This is a genomic window from Caballeronia sp. SBC1 (assembly GCF_011493005.1).
Taxonomy (GTDB): Bacteria; Pseudomonadota; Gammaproteobacteria; order Burkholderiales; family Burkholderiaceae; genus Caballeronia.
The window spans coordinates 3,491,198-3,506,350 of record NZ_CP049156.1; the positions used below are offsets into that span (position 1 = coordinate 3,491,198).

Annotated in this window: 15 protein-coding genes; 10 read left to right on the plus strand and 5 right to left on the minus strand. The window is 61.3% G+C overall.

What is annotated here, in order from left to right; genetic code table 11:
* Positions 1–134: 134 nt before the first annotated feature.
* Positions 135–866 carry a DsbC family protein gene (locus SBC1_RS15520; RefSeq protein WP_165092630.1) on the minus strand — a complete coding sequence of 244 codons (732 nt, stop codon included), beginning with the start codon at positions 864–866 and terminating at the stop codon, positions 135–137.
* A gap of 46 nt (positions 867–912) precedes the next feature.
* On the minus strand, positions 913–2,085 hold the full coding sequence (locus SBC1_RS15525) for a UbiH/UbiF family hydroxylase (protein ID WP_165988454.1): 1,173 nt from the start codon (positions 2,083–2,085) through the stop codon (positions 913–915).
* Between the two features lie 251 nt (positions 2,086–2,336).
* Here SBC1_RS15525 and ychF point away from each other — a divergent pair, with 251 nt between their 5' ends.
* From ychF to SBC1_RS15545, 4 genes are all read left to right on the plus strand, one after another.
* A complete protein-coding gene (gene ychF, locus SBC1_RS15530) occupies positions 2,337–3,431 on the plus strand; it encodes a redox-regulated ATPase YchF (RefSeq protein ID WP_165092632.1) in 1,095 nt (364 codons plus the stop codon).
* Between the two features lie 152 nt (positions 3,432–3,583).
* The gene (locus SBC1_RS15535) at positions 3,584–3,874 is read left to right on the plus strand and encodes a DUF3761 domain-containing protein (protein WP_165092633.1); all 291 of its coding nucleotides are present in this window, start codon (positions 3,584–3,586) and stop codon (positions 3,872–3,874) included.
* Positions 3,875–4,086: 212 nt separating this feature from the next.
* Positions 4,087–5,754, plus strand: coding sequence for an energy-dependent translational throttle protein EttA (gene ettA, locus SBC1_RS15540; RefSeq protein ID WP_165988456.1), 1,668 nt, complete (start codon positions 4,087–4,089; stop codon positions 5,752–5,754).
* Positions 5,755–5,822: 68 nt separating this feature from the next.
* Positions 5,823–6,941, plus strand: a complete 1,119-nt coding sequence (locus tag SBC1_RS15545; RefSeq protein WP_165092635.1) for a DUF748 domain-containing protein — start codon at positions 5,823–5,825, stop codon at positions 6,939–6,941.
* Here SBC1_RS15545 and SBC1_RS15550 read toward each other — a convergent pair whose 3' ends face one another.
* From SBC1_RS15550 to SBC1_RS15560, 3 genes are read right to left on the minus strand one after another with little or no spacing between them, the layout of a single operon-like run.
* Complete coding sequence (locus SBC1_RS15550) at positions 6,942–7,565, minus strand: HAD family phosphatase (RefSeq protein ID WP_165988458.1); 624 nt, start codon at positions 7,563–7,565, stop codon at positions 6,942–6,944.
* A gap of 16 nt (positions 7,566–7,581) precedes the next feature.
* Positions 7,582–9,402, minus strand: coding sequence for an aminopeptidase P family protein (locus SBC1_RS15555; RefSeq protein ID WP_165092637.1), 1,821 nt, complete (start codon positions 9,400–9,402; stop codon positions 7,582–7,584).
* Positions 9,403–9,449: 47 nt separating this feature from the next.
* Entirely contained in the window at positions 9,450–9,713 is a 264-nt protein-coding gene (locus SBC1_RS15560; protein WP_165092638.1) for a hypothetical protein, read from the minus strand.
* 201 nt (positions 9,714–9,914) lie between these two features.
* Here SBC1_RS15560 and SBC1_RS15565 point away from each other — a divergent pair, with 201 nt between their 5' ends.
* From SBC1_RS15565 to SBC1_RS15590, 6 genes are all read left to right on the plus strand, one after another.
* A complete protein-coding gene (locus SBC1_RS15565; RefSeq protein ID WP_165092639.1) occupies positions 9,915–10,664 on the plus strand; it encodes a response regulator transcription factor in 750 nt (249 codons plus the stop codon).
* Between the two features lie 50 nt (positions 10,665–10,714).
* Entirely contained in the window at positions 10,715–12,028 is a 1,314-nt protein-coding gene (hemA, locus tag SBC1_RS15570) for a glutamyl-tRNA reductase (protein WP_165092640.1), read from the plus strand.
* A gap of 99 nt (positions 12,029–12,127) precedes the next feature.
* The gene (gene prfA, locus SBC1_RS15575; protein WP_165092641.1) at positions 12,128–13,210 is read left to right on the plus strand and encodes a peptide chain release factor 1; all 1,083 of its coding nucleotides are present in this window, start codon (positions 12,128–12,130) and stop codon (positions 13,208–13,210) included.
* Positions 13,207–14,034 carry a peptide chain release factor N(5)-glutamine methyltransferase gene (gene prmC, locus SBC1_RS15580; RefSeq protein WP_165988460.1) on the plus strand — a complete coding sequence of 276 codons (828 nt, stop codon included), beginning with the start codon at positions 13,207–13,209 and terminating at the stop codon, positions 14,032–14,034. Before prfA ends, prmC begins: the two co-directional genes overlap by 4 nt.
* Positions 14,035–14,209: 175 nt before the next feature.
* The gene (gene grxD, locus SBC1_RS15585) at positions 14,210–14,521 is read left to right on the plus strand and encodes a Grx4 family monothiol glutaredoxin (RefSeq protein WP_165092643.1); all 312 of its coding nucleotides are present in this window, start codon (positions 14,210–14,212) and stop codon (positions 14,519–14,521) included.
* Positions 14,522–14,556: 35 nt separating this feature from the next.
* Complete coding sequence (locus tag SBC1_RS15590) at positions 14,557–15,138, plus strand: UbiX family flavin prenyltransferase (protein ID WP_243830241.1); 582 nt, start codon at positions 14,557–14,559, stop codon at positions 15,136–15,138.
* Positions 15,139–15,153: the final 15 nt, after the last annotated feature.

Consider the following 15,153-nt stretch of genomic DNA (forward strand, 5'->3'; position numbering starts at 1 on the left):
GGCGTGGATGTCGGCCAAGCGTTTCGCGGTTGAACCGCGCATTGCAGAATCAAGCAAGTGCAAGCAAGTTCATGAAAGCGAAAGAGGCGCTTCGCGCGCCTCCTTCGTTCTTGGTCGACTAATCGACCGGTCAATCAGTGAACCGCCGACAATTCCTTCTCCAGCCGATCTGCCGGCACCGCGCCGGGCAAACGGCGGCCGTCTGCGAGGAAGACGGTCGGCGTGCCGGTCACGTTCATCGACTGACCAAGTTTCAGGTTCTTGTCGATGGCGGTCGTGTCGCAGCTGGCGGAAGCAGTTGGCGGCGTATGGTCGAGCATCCAGCTTTCCCACGCGCCCGAGCGGTCTTTCGAACACCAGATCGACTTCGACTTGACCGAAGAATCCGGCGACAAAACCGGATACAGGAAGGTGTAGACGGTGACGTTATCGACGGATTTAAGCGTGGTTTCGAGCTGCTTGCAGTACGGGCAGTTCGGATCGGAGAACACCGCGATCTTGCGCGCGCCCGTGCCCTTCACTACTTTGACCGCGTTCTCGAACGGCAGCTTCGCAAAGTCGATCTTGTTGGTTTCCGCCAGACGCGCTTCGGTGATATTTGTGCGCGTGCGGGTATCGACGAGATCGCCCATCAGCAGATAGTTGCCGGTGGCGTCCGTGTAGACAATCTGCGCGCCGAGGTTGACTTCGTAGAGCCCCGGAACCGGTGACTTTTCCACGCTTTTGATATCGGCGTCGCCAATGCGAGATTGCAGCGTGGCCTTGATCTTGTCGGTGGTCTGATCGGCTTGTGCCGCGATGCCGATACCAAACACCGCGGCCAGCGTGGCAGCAGCGACCAAGGCGCGGCGGAGAGTGATTTTCATTCGAGTTTCCGTCAATCTGAAGTAGGTGGGATGTTCTTAGCCAGTCTTAACCAAGCGCCGCAGACACGAGCCAGCGCTTGATCAGCGGTTGTGCACCCACGAGCGCCATGCCTGTGTTGCGCAGCCCGCGAGCGAGCGTGCCGGGCATGGCGAAGAGTTTCTGCAAGCCGTCGCAGGCGAGCGTCAGTTTTTGGATGTCCTCACGACGGGCGCGTTCGTATCGGCGTAGCAAAATGGGGTCGCCGGCCGTGCGGAACGCTTCCTTGCCCGCGAGGGTTTCGGCCAGCGCGGCGACATCGCGCAAACCCAGGTTCATGCCCTGCCCAGCCAGCGGGTGAATCAGATGTGCGGCGTCGCCAACCAGCGCCACCCGTGGGCCGATCAGCCGGTCCACGGTTTGCAGCGCGAGCGGAAAGCCCTGCGCCGGCGTCACGCATTCGAGCGCGCCGAGCATGTTTTGCGTGGCCTTTTCGACTTCCGCCGCGAGTTGTGCGGGATCGAGTTTCAGGAGGGTATCGGCGTGTTCGGTTTTAGCGGACCACACGAGCGATACATGGTCCCCGGGCAACGGCAATAACGCGATGATCTCGCCATCGCGGAACCATTGGTACGCCGTCTCGCCGTGCGGCTTTTCGCACTTGAAGTTCGCGACCACACCCGTTTGCCGATAATCCCGGCGCTGCATCTTCGCGCCCGTCTGCGCCCGCACCCAGGAATGCGCGCCGTCCGCGCCGACCACCAGGTCCGCTTCGAGCGTGTCGCCGTTTGCGAGGGTCAGATGCGCGGCGTCGTCGTGGATCGTCAAGCCTTGGGCGCGCGAATCGATCCACGTGAGGTTGGGCTGGAAGCGCAGCGCGGCATCGAGCGAGCGTTCGATCAACGACGATTCCACGATCCACGCCAATTGCGGCACGGCGGCCTGGAACGCGGAGAAATGCAGTTCGGCGAAAGCGTCGCCGAAAACGCGCATGTCCAGCACCGGCCCAAGCTTGTCGCGCTCCAGCGCCTGCCAGACGCGCAGCCGTTCCAGCAGCGCCTGCGAGCTCGATGACAGCGCGTAGATGCGGGAATCGAAGCTGCCCGCGGCCGGCGCGGGCGCAGCGGGCATTGCGAGCAGCGCCGTGCGCAAGCCTGATTGTGTCAGCGCAAGCGCCGCCGTCTTGCCGACGAGCCCGCCGCCGACCACGACCGCATGAAAATTTCGTGAGTGGAAAGTCATAAGGTCATTATAGCTGCCGGGATATTTCGAGATTCGATGTGCAATACGGTGTTTCGGCGGGTGCGACGCGCTGTAGCGGCATTTTCCGCCCGCCCAGCCGACCCGGCCGTGGCGCTACAATAGCGGTTTTTCCGGCCCGTACGACGTGGCCACCCGCTACGCGCCTTGTTCCCGGGGTTGTGAAACCCGCGACACGCGCATCCAGCGTTGACCCACGCGGCGCACGCCGTTTCACCAGTTCGAAGGATTCCATGAGCCTCCAATGCGGCATCGTCGGCTTGCCTAACGTCGGCAAGTCCACACTGTTCAATGCACTGACCAAGGCGGGCATCGCCGCCGAAAACTATCCGTTCTGCACGATCGAGCCGAATGTCGGTGTAGTCGAAGTGCCGGACCCGCGGCTGGCGGCGCTATCGGGAATCGTCAATCCCGAGCGCGTGGTTCCGGCCATTGTTGAATTCGTCGATATCGCGGGCCTTGTGGCCGGCGCGAGCAAGGGCGAAGGCCTGGGCAACAAGTTCCTCGCGAACATTCGCGAAACCGATGCCATCACGCACGTCGTGCGCTGCTTCGAAGACGAAAACGTGATTCACGTCGCGAACAAGATCGACCCGCTCGCGGACATTGAAGTCATCAATACGGAACTGGCGCTGGCGGATCTGGCGACGGTTGAGAAGGCTCATCACCGTTACGCCAAGTCGGCGCGCTCGGGCAACGACAAGGAAGCGGCGAAGCTCGTCCCCTTGCTCGAAAAGATCCAGGCGCAACTCGATCAGGCGAAGCCCGTGCGTGCGCTGGACCTGAGCGAGGACGAACTCCTGCTGATCAAGCCGCTGTGCCTGATCACGGCCAAGCCGACCATGTACGTGGCGAACGTGAAGGACGACGGTTTCGAGAACAATCCGCATCTGGACGCGGTGCGCAAGCACGCTGAGGCCGAAGGCGCGCCGGTGGTGGCGGTGTGCGCGGCGATTGAAGCGGAAATCGCGGATCTCGACGATGCCGACAAGCAGGAGTTCCTGGCCGATATCGGCATGGAAGAGCCAGGTCTGGATCGCGTGATTCGCGCGGGTTACACGCTGCTCGGATTGCAGACGTATTTCACGGCGGGCGTGAAGGAAGTGCGGGCGTGGACGATTCATATCGGCGATACGGCGCCTCAGGCCGCCGGCGCTATTCACACGGACTTCGAGCGCGGGTTTATTCGCGCGCAGACCATTGCCTTCGATGACTTCGTCGCGTTCAAGGGCGAGCAAGGCGCGAAGGAAGCCGGGAAGATGCGGGCTGAAGGGAAGGAATATGTGGTGCACGACGGCGACGTCATGAATTTCTTGTTTAACGTCTGATGTAATAAATCGTTGTTCGAGGTTGTTATTAAAAGCGGAGTCCCTGATAAAGGAACTCCGCTTTTTAATTGCGCCGCGCCGGCCGCTCTGCTTGCCCATTGAGCGCCACCCTCCCTGCCAGCGGCGGAAAACTCGCGCCTAAAACAAAAACAATGAAGACACGTTTCTATCGCTGCACCGGTTCGATCCTCCTCGCGGCCGCCCTCGCGCTCAGCTGCTCCAACACGTTCGCCTATTCCTACTCCGCCCCGAACGAGTCCGACCTCGATAACCACCAGACCTACCGCAATCACGACGGCGAAACCGTCCACTCTCCCGCGCATTCACGCTCAGGTGCGGCCCCCGACGGCGCCACCGCCCAATGCCGCGACGGCACGTGGAGCTTCAGCCGCCATCGCAGCGGCACGTGTTCGCGCCACGGCGGCGTCGCAGCCTGGCGCTGAGAGTGCTCAGCCGGCGTCGAAGCAGATAAACGCCCGCCAGACAGCCATATTCATCGAAGTACAATGTCGTCACTTCCCGCGCGCTGCGGGAGACGCATCGCCGCGTACTGAATCCAGGGGTTTCCCGGCGGAGGCTTAAAAACCGACATCCGCCCGGCCGAAGCCCGCCGTAAAACCGAAAACCGCAAACCTCAAGACAACCGAACCCGCAAATGGCCCAATACGTCTTCACCATGAACCGCGTCGGCAAGATCGTGCCGCCCAAGCGCCAGATCCTGAAAGACATCTCGCTGTCGTTTTTCCCTGGAGCAAAGATCGGCCTGCTCGGCCTGAACGGTTCCGGCAAGTCGACCCTGATCCGCATCATGGCGGGCGTCGATAAGGAAATCGAAGGCGAAGCCACGCCGATGCCGAACCTGAACATCGGCTACTTGCCGCAGGAACCGCAACTCAATCCGCAGCAAACGGTGCGCGAAGCCGTTGAAGACGGTCTAGGCGATGTCTTCACCGCGCAGAAAAAGCTCGACGAAATTTACGCAGCCTACGCGGAACCCGACGCCGACTTCGACGCCCTCGCCGCCGAGCAAGCCAAATACGAAGCCATCCTTGCGACGAGCGACGGTGGCACGCCCGAGCAACAACTCGAAGTCGCCGCCGATGCGCTGCGCCTGCCCGCATGGGACGCGAAGATCGAACATTTGTCGGGCGGCGAAAAGCGTCGTGTGGCGCTGTGCAAATTGCTGCTGCAAAAGCCCGACATGCTGCTGCTCGACGAACCGACCAACCACCTGGACGCAGAATCGGTGGACTGGCTCGAACAATTCCTGACGCGCTATCCGGGCACGGTCGTGGCGGTCACCCACGATCGCTATTTCCTCGATAACGCCGCCGAATGGATTCTCGAACTCGACCGCGGCCACGGCATTCCTTGGAAGGGCAACTACAGCAGCTGGCTCGACCAGAAGCAGGATCGGCTGAAGCAGGAAGAATCGACGGAATCGGCGCGTCAGAAAGCGTTGAAGAAAGAACTGGAATGGGTGCGCCAGAATCCGAAGGGACGCCAGGCGAAGTCGAAGGCGCGGATCGCACGCTTCGAGGAACTCAACAGCCAGGAATACCAGAAGCGCAACGAAACGCAGGAAATCTTCATCCCTGTTGGGGACCGGCTGGGCAATGAGGTGATTGAGTTCAAGAACGTGAGCAAGGCTTACGGCGACCGCCTCTTGATCGATAACCTCAACATGAAGATCCCGGCAGGCGCGATTGTCGGAATTATCGGGCCGAATGGCGCGGGAAAATCCACGTTGTTCCGCATGCTCACAGGTAAGGAACAACCGGATTCGGGCGAAATCGTCACGGGGCCGACAGTCAAGCTGGCGTACGTGGATCAAAGCCGCGACGCGCTCAATGCCAACAAGACCGTGTTCGAAGAGATTTCAGGCGGTGCGGATGTATTGACGGTCGGCAAGTATGAGACGCCGTCCCGTGCGTATATCGGCCGCTTCAACTTCAAGGGCGGCGATCAGCAAAAGACCGTTGGCGCGTTGTCGGGCGGTGAACGTGGCCGCCTGCATCTGGCGAAGACGCTGATTGAAGGCGGCAACGTGCTGCTTCTGGATGAGCCGTCGAACGACCTGGACGTCGAAACGCTGCGCGCGCTGGAAGACGCGTTGCTGGAATTCGCGGGATCGGTGATGGTGATCTCGCATGATCGCTGGTTCCTCGACCGGATCGCGACGCACATCATCGCGTTTGAAGGCGATTCGCAAGTGACCTTCTTCGACGGCAACTACCAGGAGTACGAAGCCGACAAGCGTAATCGTCTGGGCGAAGAAGCGGCGAAGCCGAAACGCCTGCGCTATAAGCCAATCGTCCGATAAGCACGGCAAGGGCCGACAACAACGCACCGGATCGCCGCCCGCGCGCGGCTTGGATGGGGGACATCGGGATGGCGGGTACAAAGGCGCGACGCGTGGTGCTGTGGGCGGGCGCGGTCATCGTGGTGTTGCTGTTGGCGGTAGTCGGCGGCGGGTTTTTTGTCGTGCACGAAATGAAGGCGCGCGTGCTCGAAACGCTCGGGCCGCTCGGTTCGGCGGAAGACATTGATGTGGGTTATGCACGCATCACGCTGAGCCGCGTGCGTCTGCGGGGACCGCAAGGCTGGCCCACGGACGACACGCTGCGCGCCGAGCGCGTGACGCTGAATGTGGATATGCGCGCGCTCCTGAGCAACCGCGTGCATTTGCAGCACGTGACGGTGGATGGCTTTTACCTCTCCGTTGCCCGTCTTGCAGATGGCCGCGTTGAACTGCTGCCCAATCTCCGGCAGTCGACGCGCGAGGCCCAGGCGGGTTCAAGCGAAGCCGCCGCGCACGCGCAGGAAGACCGGCTGATCGATCACGTCACGCTTGAACGCGGCGTGATGGAATTCTTCGATCAATCCGTGCAGACGCCACCCTACAGAATCCTGATTTCCGACGCGCGGGCCAACGTCGATAACCTGCACCTTCCCGCCCTCACCGAACCGACCAAGCTGGACATGACCGGTTCGATCAAAGGGCCGTCGCACACGGGCACGGTTGCGTTCAACGGCTGGATAAAAATAGCGAACAAGGATTCGCAGACGCACACGACCTTGCACAACGTCGATATCGCGACGCTCGATCCGTATATGCTGAGGAAAGCAGGCGCGAGGACGACCGTCACGGGCGGCACACTTGACCTCACGCTCGACGCCACGGTGCATGACTACCGTATCCACGCGCCGGGTTCAGTCACGCTGAACCGGCTGCAGTTATCGGATAACGGCAATCCGCTCGACACATTCCTCACCATTCCTACCAGGATCGCGGTCGCGGCGCTGAAGAATCACGATCAGATCAAGCTGGACTTCGAACTCGACGGCGATCTGCGGGACCCCAAGTTCTCGCTCAACGAAAGCTTGATGAAAAAGCTCGCGGCGGGCTTCGCGAAAGCGGTTGGCGTGAACACCGAGGGCGTGGCTAAAAACGCCGGCGGCGTGGTGAAAAGCATCGGCGACACGCTCAAGAATCTGTTCGGAAAGTGATCACACGCGCAAACCCAGCGCCTTCAAGCGCGCTTCGGTCTGCTCGGCATTCGTGTGATGCACCGCGTTCCAGCCAAGCGCCGTCGCAGCGCGAATGTTTTTCTCGTTGTCATCGATAAAAACGACTTCCTGCGGTTGAATGCCCGGAAGATGCTTTTCAATCTCAGTCCACATCAGCGCGAAAATCGCCGGATCAGGTTTCGCGACCAACACACGCCCCGACACAACCACCTCGCGAAAGCGCTGCAGCACGGGGAACCGCTCCCACGCCCAGGGGAAAGTTTCAGCGGACCAGTTGGTGAGCCCGAACAGCGGAACATTCGCGGCTTCGAGCTTGTCGACCAGCGCGACGCCATCTTCCAGCACGCCCGCCACCATTTCTTGCCAGCGCTCGTAAAACGCGCGGATCAGGGCTTCATGCTCGGGAAACCTGGCGATCAGTTCAGCGTTGCCGTCGGCGATCGTTTGCCCCGCGTCCTGCTGCAGCACCCAGTCCGATGCAATCACGTTGTCCATGAACCAACGCCGCTCGGTGGCGTCGGGAATCAGCCGGCTGTACACATACTCGGGATTCCAGTCGATCAACACGCCGCCGAAATCGAACACCACTGCCTTGATCGCCATGCGTTTATAGCTCCGTTCAGATCGCTTGCGTGCGTTTTTCGAGCCACGCTTTCCCCGCGCCGGACACATGCGGCGAGACGCGTTCGAGGACCGCTGCGTGATAGTCGTTGAGCCACGCGCGTTCGTCGTCACGCAGCAGGGTCAGGTCGATGCAGCGTGTGTCGATAGGACACAACGTCAGCGTTTCGAACTTGAGGAAATCGCCGAATTCGGTTTTGCCGGCGGGTTCGTTCATCACCAGGTTTTCGATCCGAATCCCCCATTTTCCCGGCCGATAAAGCCCCGGTTCAATCGACGTGATCATGCCGTCTTCCATTGCTGTGTATGGCTCGGCCGGCGCGTAGTGCGAGATGACCTGCGGGCCTTCGTGCACATTCAGGAAATAACCGACGCCATGCCCCGTGCCATGTCCGTAATCCGCGCCAGCTTCCCAGATAGGCGCGCGAGCGATGGCGTCCAGCATCGGTGAACGAATGCCGCGCGGGAAATGCGCCCGCGACAACGCGATCGTCCCCTTCAGCACGATGGTGAAATCGCGTTTGTGCTCAGCCGTAATCGTGCCGATAGGTACAACGCGCGTAATGTCCGTCGTACCGCTCACGTATTGACCGCCCGAATCGATCAGCAGCAAGCCGTTGCCTTCGATCACCGAATGCGAGGCTTCGGTCGCGCGGTAATGCGGCATCGCGCCGTTTGCATTGAAGCCGGCGATAGTCGCAAAGCTCAGCGTGACGAAACCTGGCCGGCGCGCACGCGCAGCCGTCAATTTTTCGTCGATGGTAAGTTCCGTGATCGTCTCGCGCCCAAGCGTATCTTCGAACCACGCGAAGAACTCGGCGAGCGCCGCGCCGTCCTGTTCCATCGTCGCGCGGATATGCGCGGCGTCGGCGGCGGTCTTGCGCGACTTGGCGAACGTCGACGGATTCACCGCTTCCACGATCTTCACTTCGGCCGGCACTTTCTCGAGCGAGCCGAACGTGATCCGGCGCGGATCGATGAGCAACGTGGAACCCGCGGGCAACGCGGCAAGAGCAGCGGCAACGTCGGTGTACGGCTCAACCCGCACGTTGTCCTTCAGCAGCGACGCTTTAAGATCAGCGGGAATCTTGCCATCGCCGACGAACAAGGCGGCGTCATCCTGTCCGATCAACGCATGCGCGACGAATACGGGGTTATAGGTGACATCGGCGCCGCGCAAGTTGAACAGCCACGCGAGATCGTCGAGCGTCGAGATGAAATGCCACTGCGCGCCCTTTTCGCGCATCACGCGCCGCACTTCCGCCAGCTTTTCGGGACGCGTGACACTCGCCTGAGGCGCGACGTGTTCGTACACACTCTCCGATGGCAAACCCGGCCGCTCCGGCCAGACGGCATCGAGCAGATCCAGGTCCGTGCGCAACACGATCCCGCGCGCCGTCAGCGCATCTTTCAGCGTCCGCGCCGCCGCCACGCCGAGCACGGCGCCATCGACCGCCACCGTCTCGCCGGCCGCCACATTCTCCGCGAGCCAGTCCACGTGCGGTGCGGATTGCTGTCCGGCCATCATCTTCATCAACGCAATACCGGTCCCGGTCAGTTGCGCCTCGGCTTGCGTCCAATAACGGCTGTCGACCCACACGCCGGCGAAATCAGCGGTCACTACCAGCGTTCCAACCGAGCCGGTGAATCCTGACAGCCACTGCCGCCCCTGCCAGTGCTCCGGCAGGTACTCGGAGATGTGCGGGTCCGACGACGGCACCAGCACGGCAGCCAGCGCCTCACGCGCCATGGCGCCGCGCAGCAACTCGATACGCCGGGCGAAAGTCTGGCCATCGGGGGAATTCAGTCGATCGTTCATGAAGTCACCTGCAGAGTTTTGATATATCGAACCATAATCAGCGGGGATCAGCGCCGCGCCGCCAGTCCTACCGTGACGGTCACGGCGACCAGCGCCAACAGCGCGCACGCAAGCCATTCAAGGGAATCGCCGTCGTGGAATGCGCCGGTGACGTTGCCGAGCATTTTCGCGACCATCGCCGCCACCATGCCCGCTAGCCCAGCCGCCCATAGCCGGCCGAACGGCCTTGAGACCAAACGTCGCAACGGATGCAGCCACCAGCCGGCCAGCCCGACCACCAAACCGAGAAACACGATCCCAGGCCACCCCATTAGCGGCGCGTTCCAGCGGATTTAAGACTAAACCTATGGGTTGAATCGGATTGGTGAACTAGCATTTTCTGTTCTGTAAACCTAGAAGGTCTGGAAGGCGTTTGCAGCGTAGCGGATGAGTTTAGGGGGCTGGAATGGCGATGGCAAGCAAGTGCCGCGCCGCCCGGCCCGCTCTCAACGCGCGCGGCGGCGTCGGAAATCATGCGAATCGCCATCATCGACGCGGACGTTCAGCACGCCGCACTCATCCGCCGGACACTAGTCCTGGACGGCCATTTCTGCCATTTCTTCCCAACCGCGCCCGTATTGCTCGATCGAATGAGGCATGACACGTTCGATCTGCTGATCGCCGCCAATGAAACGCGCGACATGATCGGCGCGGAAATCATCGAACGCGTCAGGCAACTCGCGCCGCAGCTTCCCATCGTGTTGATCGCGGCAAGCCAGAGCGAGTCCGACATGGTCGCGTGCCTGAAAGCCGGCGCCGACGATTGCGTCGCCAAGCCCGTCCGATGCACCGAACTGGCCGCCCGCGTGGAAGTACTGGCGCGCCGAAGCGCGGTTCGCACGCCCGCCGCCGAGCATTTCGGCGAGTATCGGTTCAACGCGTCGGAGTTGAGCGTGAGTTTCGCGGATCTGCGAGTCTTGCTCACGCCGAAGGAATTCCGCTTCGCCCGGTTGCTGTTCACGAACCTGTCGCGCGCCGTATCGCGTGCGCACATCATGGAAGTGGTGTGGCCGCGGGGGAGCGACATGGCGTCGCGGACTCTGGACACCCACGCGTCCCGCCTGCGCACGAAATTGCACCTTCGTCCGGACAACGGTTACCGGCTGACGCCGCTGTATGGCTACGGTTATCAACTGGACCGAATTGAAACGGACGGCGTCTCCAGCTCCTTATCTGGAGTAGGTTTCCCGGGTGGAACTGAAGAAATCCGCGAAAGGCTATAATATCGGGCTAAATTCCAGGGTATCTCAGGCCATTGGATCAGCCCGAAAACATGCAGCTCCTCACGATCGGAATCAACCACCACACTGCGCCTGTCGCCTTGCGCGAACGCGTGGCGTTTCCGCTCGAACAGATCAAACCAGCGCTCGGCGCGCTGAAAGATCTGTGGCTGGGGCCGCTGGGGAAAGCCGCGCCGGAAGCCGCAATCCTGTCGACGTGTAATCGCACGGAGCTGTATTGCGCCACCGACGACAAAGCCGCCCGCGACGCCGCGATCCACTGGCTGTCCAAGTATCACAACCTGCCGGTCTCCGAGCTCGCGCCGCACGTCTACGCGCTGCCGCAGTCCGAAGCAGTGCGGCATGCGTTTCGCGTTGCCTCCGGACTTGATTCCATGGTGCTGGGCGAGACGCAGATCGTCGGCCAGATGAAAGATGCGGTGCGCACCGCGTCCGAAGCCGGCGCGCTCGGCACGTATCTGAACCAGTTATTCCAGCGCACCTTTGCCGTTGCAAAGGAAGTGCGCACGACGACTGAAATTGGGGCGCAATCGGTCTCCATGGCCGCGGCGGCCGTGCGTCTCGCGCAGCGCATCTTCGAGAACATTTCGGGCCAGCGCGTGCTGTTTATTGGCGCGGGTGAAATGATCGAGCTGTGCGCGACGCATTTTGCCGCGCAAAAGCCGCGCGAGCTTGTGGTCGCGAACCGCACGGCGGAACGCGGCGAAAAGCTCGCTGAACGCTTCAACGGCCGGTCCATTCCCCTCTCTGAGCTGCCCGCGCGCATGCACGAGTTCGACATCATCGTGTCGTGCACGGCATCCACATTGCCGATCATCGGACTCGGCGCGGTGGAACGGGCCGTCAAGGCACGCCGCCATCGGCCGATTTTCATGGTCGATCTCGCCGTGCCGCGTGACATCGAACCCGAAGTGGGCAAACTGCAGGACGTATTCCTCTATACCGTCGACGACCTCGGCGCGATCGTTCGCGAAGGCAGCGCGTCCCGGCAAGCGGCGGTGGCGCAGGCGGAATCGATCATCGACACCCGTGTGCAGAACTTCATGCAATGGCTCGACGCACGCAGCATCGTGCCGGTGATCCGCCATATGCACACGCAAGCCGACGCCATGCGCCGCGCCGAAGTCGAACGCGCCCGCAAGATGCTCGCGCGTGGCGACGACCCGGCGGCGGTGCTCGAAGCGCTGTCGCAGTCGCTGACCAACAAGCTGATCCACGGCCCCACGCACGCGCTCAGCCGTGCCAGCCGAGAGAATCGCGACCAGCTCATCGACCTGATGGGCGGCCTTTACAAACACGGCCATCCGTCGGGTTCGAACGATCCGTCCGATCCGTCGGAAACTTAGCGCCCCTCTCGCGTCTCCTCTTCGGTTGCGCCGCATGCGAGTATCTTTGCGGTCGCGTTCCTGATTGCTGTCCTCTGCGGAGCTTCGCTCCAGCCTTCCATGAAAACGAGCATGCAAAACAAGCTCGACCAGCTAACTACCCGGCTGGCCGAACTCAATGACCTGATGAGCCGCGAAGATGTGACCGCCGATATGGACCAGTATCGGAAGATCACGCGGGAAAACGCCGAAATCGGGCCGGTCGTGGAGCAATACGCGTTGTGGCGGCAGGCGTCGAATGACGAAACCACCGCCATGGAATTGCTCTCCGACCCGTCCATGCGCGATTTCGCCGAAGAAGAAATCGGCGAGGCGCGCGAGCGGATGGTGGCCATCGAGCGGGATCTGCAAGCCATGTTGCTGCCGAAAGATCCCAACGATGATCGCAATATCTTCATCGAAATCCGGGCGGGCACGGGTGGGGATGAATCCGCATTGTTCGCGGGCGACCTGCTGCGCATGTATCTTCGATACGCCGAGCGCAATCGCTGGACGGTCGAAATGATGTCGGAAAGCGTCTCCGATCTCGGCGGCTATAAAGAAGTGATCGTGCGGATTGCGGGCTTGAACGTGTACTCGAAGCTGAAGTTCGAATCGGGCGGGCATCGGGTGCAGCGGGTGCCCGCGACTGAGACGCAGGGGCGCATCCATACGTCGGCGTGCACGGTCGCGGTAATGCCCGAAGCCGATGAAATTGGCGAAGTGGTGATCAATCCGGCGGACTTGCGCATCGATACCTTCCGCGCTTCCGGCGCGGGCGGCCAGCACATCAACAAGACCGATTCAGCCGTGCGCGTGACGCATTTGCCAACGGGAATTGTTGTGGAATGCCAGGACGACCGCTCGCAGCACAAGAACAAGGATCGCGCGCTGAAGGTGCTCGCCGCGCGGATCATGGACAAGCAGTATCACGAGCAGCACGCGAAGGAAGCGGCCACGCGCAAGAGCCTGATTGGCTCGGGCGATCGTTCGGAACGGATTCGCACGTATAACTTTCCGCAAGGACGAATGACGGATCACCGGATCAATCTGACGCTGTATAAGCTCGACGCGATCATGGATGGCGATATCGACGATCTGGTTGCCGCGCTCGTCAGCGAACATCAGGCCGAGTTGCTGGCCGCTCTGGGCGATTCCGAATGACGACGGTTGCCGGGTTGATGCGCGCGTCTGCACTGCCCGCGCTCGAAACGCGGATCTTGCTTGAGCATGTGCTCGGCTGGCGGCGGACCGAATTGATCACGCGCGACGAAGAGGAATTGGCGGCGGAGAGCGTCGATCGTTTCGACGCGCTGGCACATCGGCGCGCGGCAGGTGAACCGATCGCACAACTCGTGGGAACGCGGGAATTTTTCGGGCTTGAGTTCGAGGTCACGCCGGATGTGTTGATCCCGCGGCCAGAAACTGAATTGCTGGTGGAGATCGCGCTCAAACAGATGGCCGGAATCGCAGCGCCACGAGTGCTCGATCTGGGCACGGGTAGCGGCGCGATCGCGGTATCGATTGCTTTTTCTCGCGACGATGCTCAAGTCTGGGCAGTCGATCAATCTGCGGAAGCACTGGCTGTAACGGCTCGCAATGCGTTGAAACTGCTCGGCATGGACCGGCCGCTGAACCTGCTTCAAAGCGACTGGATCAGCGCGCTTGATCCCGCGCTGCGCTTTGAAGTGATCGTGAGTAACCCGCCTTACATCGCGCAGAACGATCCCCACTTGTCCGAAGGCGATCTGCGCTTCGAACCGCGCACCGCCCTCACCGATGAAGCCGATGGACTCGCCGCCATCCGCACGATCGTCCAGACTGCGCCGTTTTTCCTGGCGACGGGCGGCTCGCTCTGGCTGGAACACGGCTACGATCAGTCGGCAGACGTACGCGCTCTGCTAACCGCGCGCGGTTTTTCCGGCGTACGCTCTGAGCGTGATCTGGCTGGTATCGAACGTGTCAGCGGCGGTTTTTTCACGGCCTGACGCCCGTGGCGCCGGCAACAAACGGCTGCAAGCCGTCCCAGCCGCCCCAAGCCGCATCGATTGAAATCCGCTATCATTTCAAATCGTTAGCGTGTGAAATTTCGCTTGAAGTAGCAAATTCCTCATCGCTCGACCCACAATCAACCCCGCATAACAACGCCTCGCAGGAAAGACCATGGATACGCAAGAACGCATCAAGCAAATCGTTGAAGGAGCACCGGTCGTGCTGTTCATGAAGGGCACCGCGCAGTTCCCCATGTGCGGTTTCTCCGGCCGCGCCATTCAGGTCCTGAAGGCTTGCGGCGTGACCGAGATCAAGACGGTTAATGTTCTCGAAGACGAAGGCGTCCGCCAGGGCATCAAGGAATTCTCCAACTGGCCGACCATTCCGCAGCTTTACGTGAACGGTGAGTTCATCGGCGGCTCGGACATCATGATGGAAATGTACGAATCGGGCGAGCTGCAACAACTGTTCGCCGCTGCCTGAGATTGTCCGTCGCACGTTCTTCGCCCGCAGCGCCCGTGCCGCGACGGCTGATTGTCGCCATCACGGGTGCAACGGGTTCGATCTACGGCGTCCGGTTGCTGGAAAAGCTGCGGCACCTGGGTGGCGTCGAAACGCATTTGCTGATCTCCAGCGCGGGCTGGCTGAACATCCAGCACGAACTCGAACTCGATAAAACCACCGTCCACGCGCTTGCAGATGTCGTGCATAACGTCCGCGATGTTGGTGCAAGCATCGCATCAGGATCGTTTGCCACCGAAGGCATGATCGTCGCGCCGTGTTCCATGAAAACGCTGGCAAGCATCGCGCTCGGGCTATCGGACAATCTGATCACCCGCGCCGCCGACGTCGTGCTGAAAGAGCGTCGCCGCCTGGTCCTGATGGTGCGGGAAACGCCGTTCAACCTCGCGCATTTACGCAATATGACCTCGGTCACCGAAATGGGCGGCGTCATTTTCCCGCCGCTGCCGGCGTTCTACCATCGGCCTGTTTCCATCGACGACATGGTTGATCAGACGGTCGACCGCGTGATCGACATGTTTGCGCTCGGAAGCCCGATCGCGGCCGCTTGGCCGGGATTGAAGGACGCGGATAATTAACAACAGCGGCGACAC

Excerpts from the sequence above, each read along its gene's own strand:
- SBC1_RS15520 (WP_165092630.1), bottom strand. The coding sequence starts at position 866 with ATGAAAATCACTCTCCGCCGCGCCTTGGTCGCTGCTGCCACGCTGGCC.
- SBC1_RS15525 (WP_165988454.1), bottom strand. The coding sequence starts at position 2,085 with ATGACTTTCCACTCACGAAATTTTCATGCGGTCGTGGTCGGCGGCGGG.
- ychF (WP_165092632.1), top strand. The coding sequence starts at position 2,337 with ATGAGCCTCCAATGCGGCATCGTCGGCTTGCCTAACGTCGGCAAGTCC.
- SBC1_RS15535 (WP_165092633.1), top strand. The coding sequence starts at position 3,584 with ATGAAGACACGTTTCTATCGCTGCACCGGTTCGATCCTCCTCGCGGCC.
- ettA (WP_165988456.1), top strand. The coding sequence starts at position 4,087 with ATGGCCCAATACGTCTTCACCATGAACCGCGTCGGCAAGATCGTGCCG.
- SBC1_RS15545 (WP_165092635.1), top strand. The coding sequence starts at position 5,823 with ATGGCGGGTACAAAGGCGCGACGCGTGGTGCTGTGGGCGGGCGCGGTC.
- SBC1_RS15550 (WP_165988458.1), bottom strand. The coding sequence starts at position 7,565 with ATGGCGATCAAGGCAGTGGTGTTCGATTTCGGCGGCGTGTTGATCGAC.
- SBC1_RS15555 (WP_165092637.1), bottom strand. The coding sequence starts at position 9,402 with ATGAACGATCGACTGAATTCCCCCGATGGCCAGACTTTCGCCCGGCGT.
- SBC1_RS15560 (WP_165092638.1), bottom strand. The coding sequence starts at position 9,713 with ATGGGGTGGCCTGGGATCGTGTTTCTCGGTTTGGTGGTCGGGCTGGCC.
- SBC1_RS15565 (WP_165092639.1), top strand. The coding sequence starts at position 9,915 with ATGCGAATCGCCATCATCGACGCGGACGTTCAGCACGCCGCACTCATC.
- hemA (WP_165092640.1), top strand. The coding sequence starts at position 10,715 with ATGCAGCTCCTCACGATCGGAATCAACCACCACACTGCGCCTGTCGCC.
- prfA (WP_165092641.1), top strand. The coding sequence starts at position 12,128 with ATGAAAACGAGCATGCAAAACAAGCTCGACCAGCTAACTACCCGGCTG.
- prmC (WP_165988460.1), top strand. The coding sequence starts at position 13,207 with ATGACGACGGTTGCCGGGTTGATGCGCGCGTCTGCACTGCCCGCGCTC.
- grxD (WP_165092643.1), top strand. The coding sequence starts at position 14,210 with ATGGATACGCAAGAACGCATCAAGCAAATCGTTGAAGGAGCACCGGTC.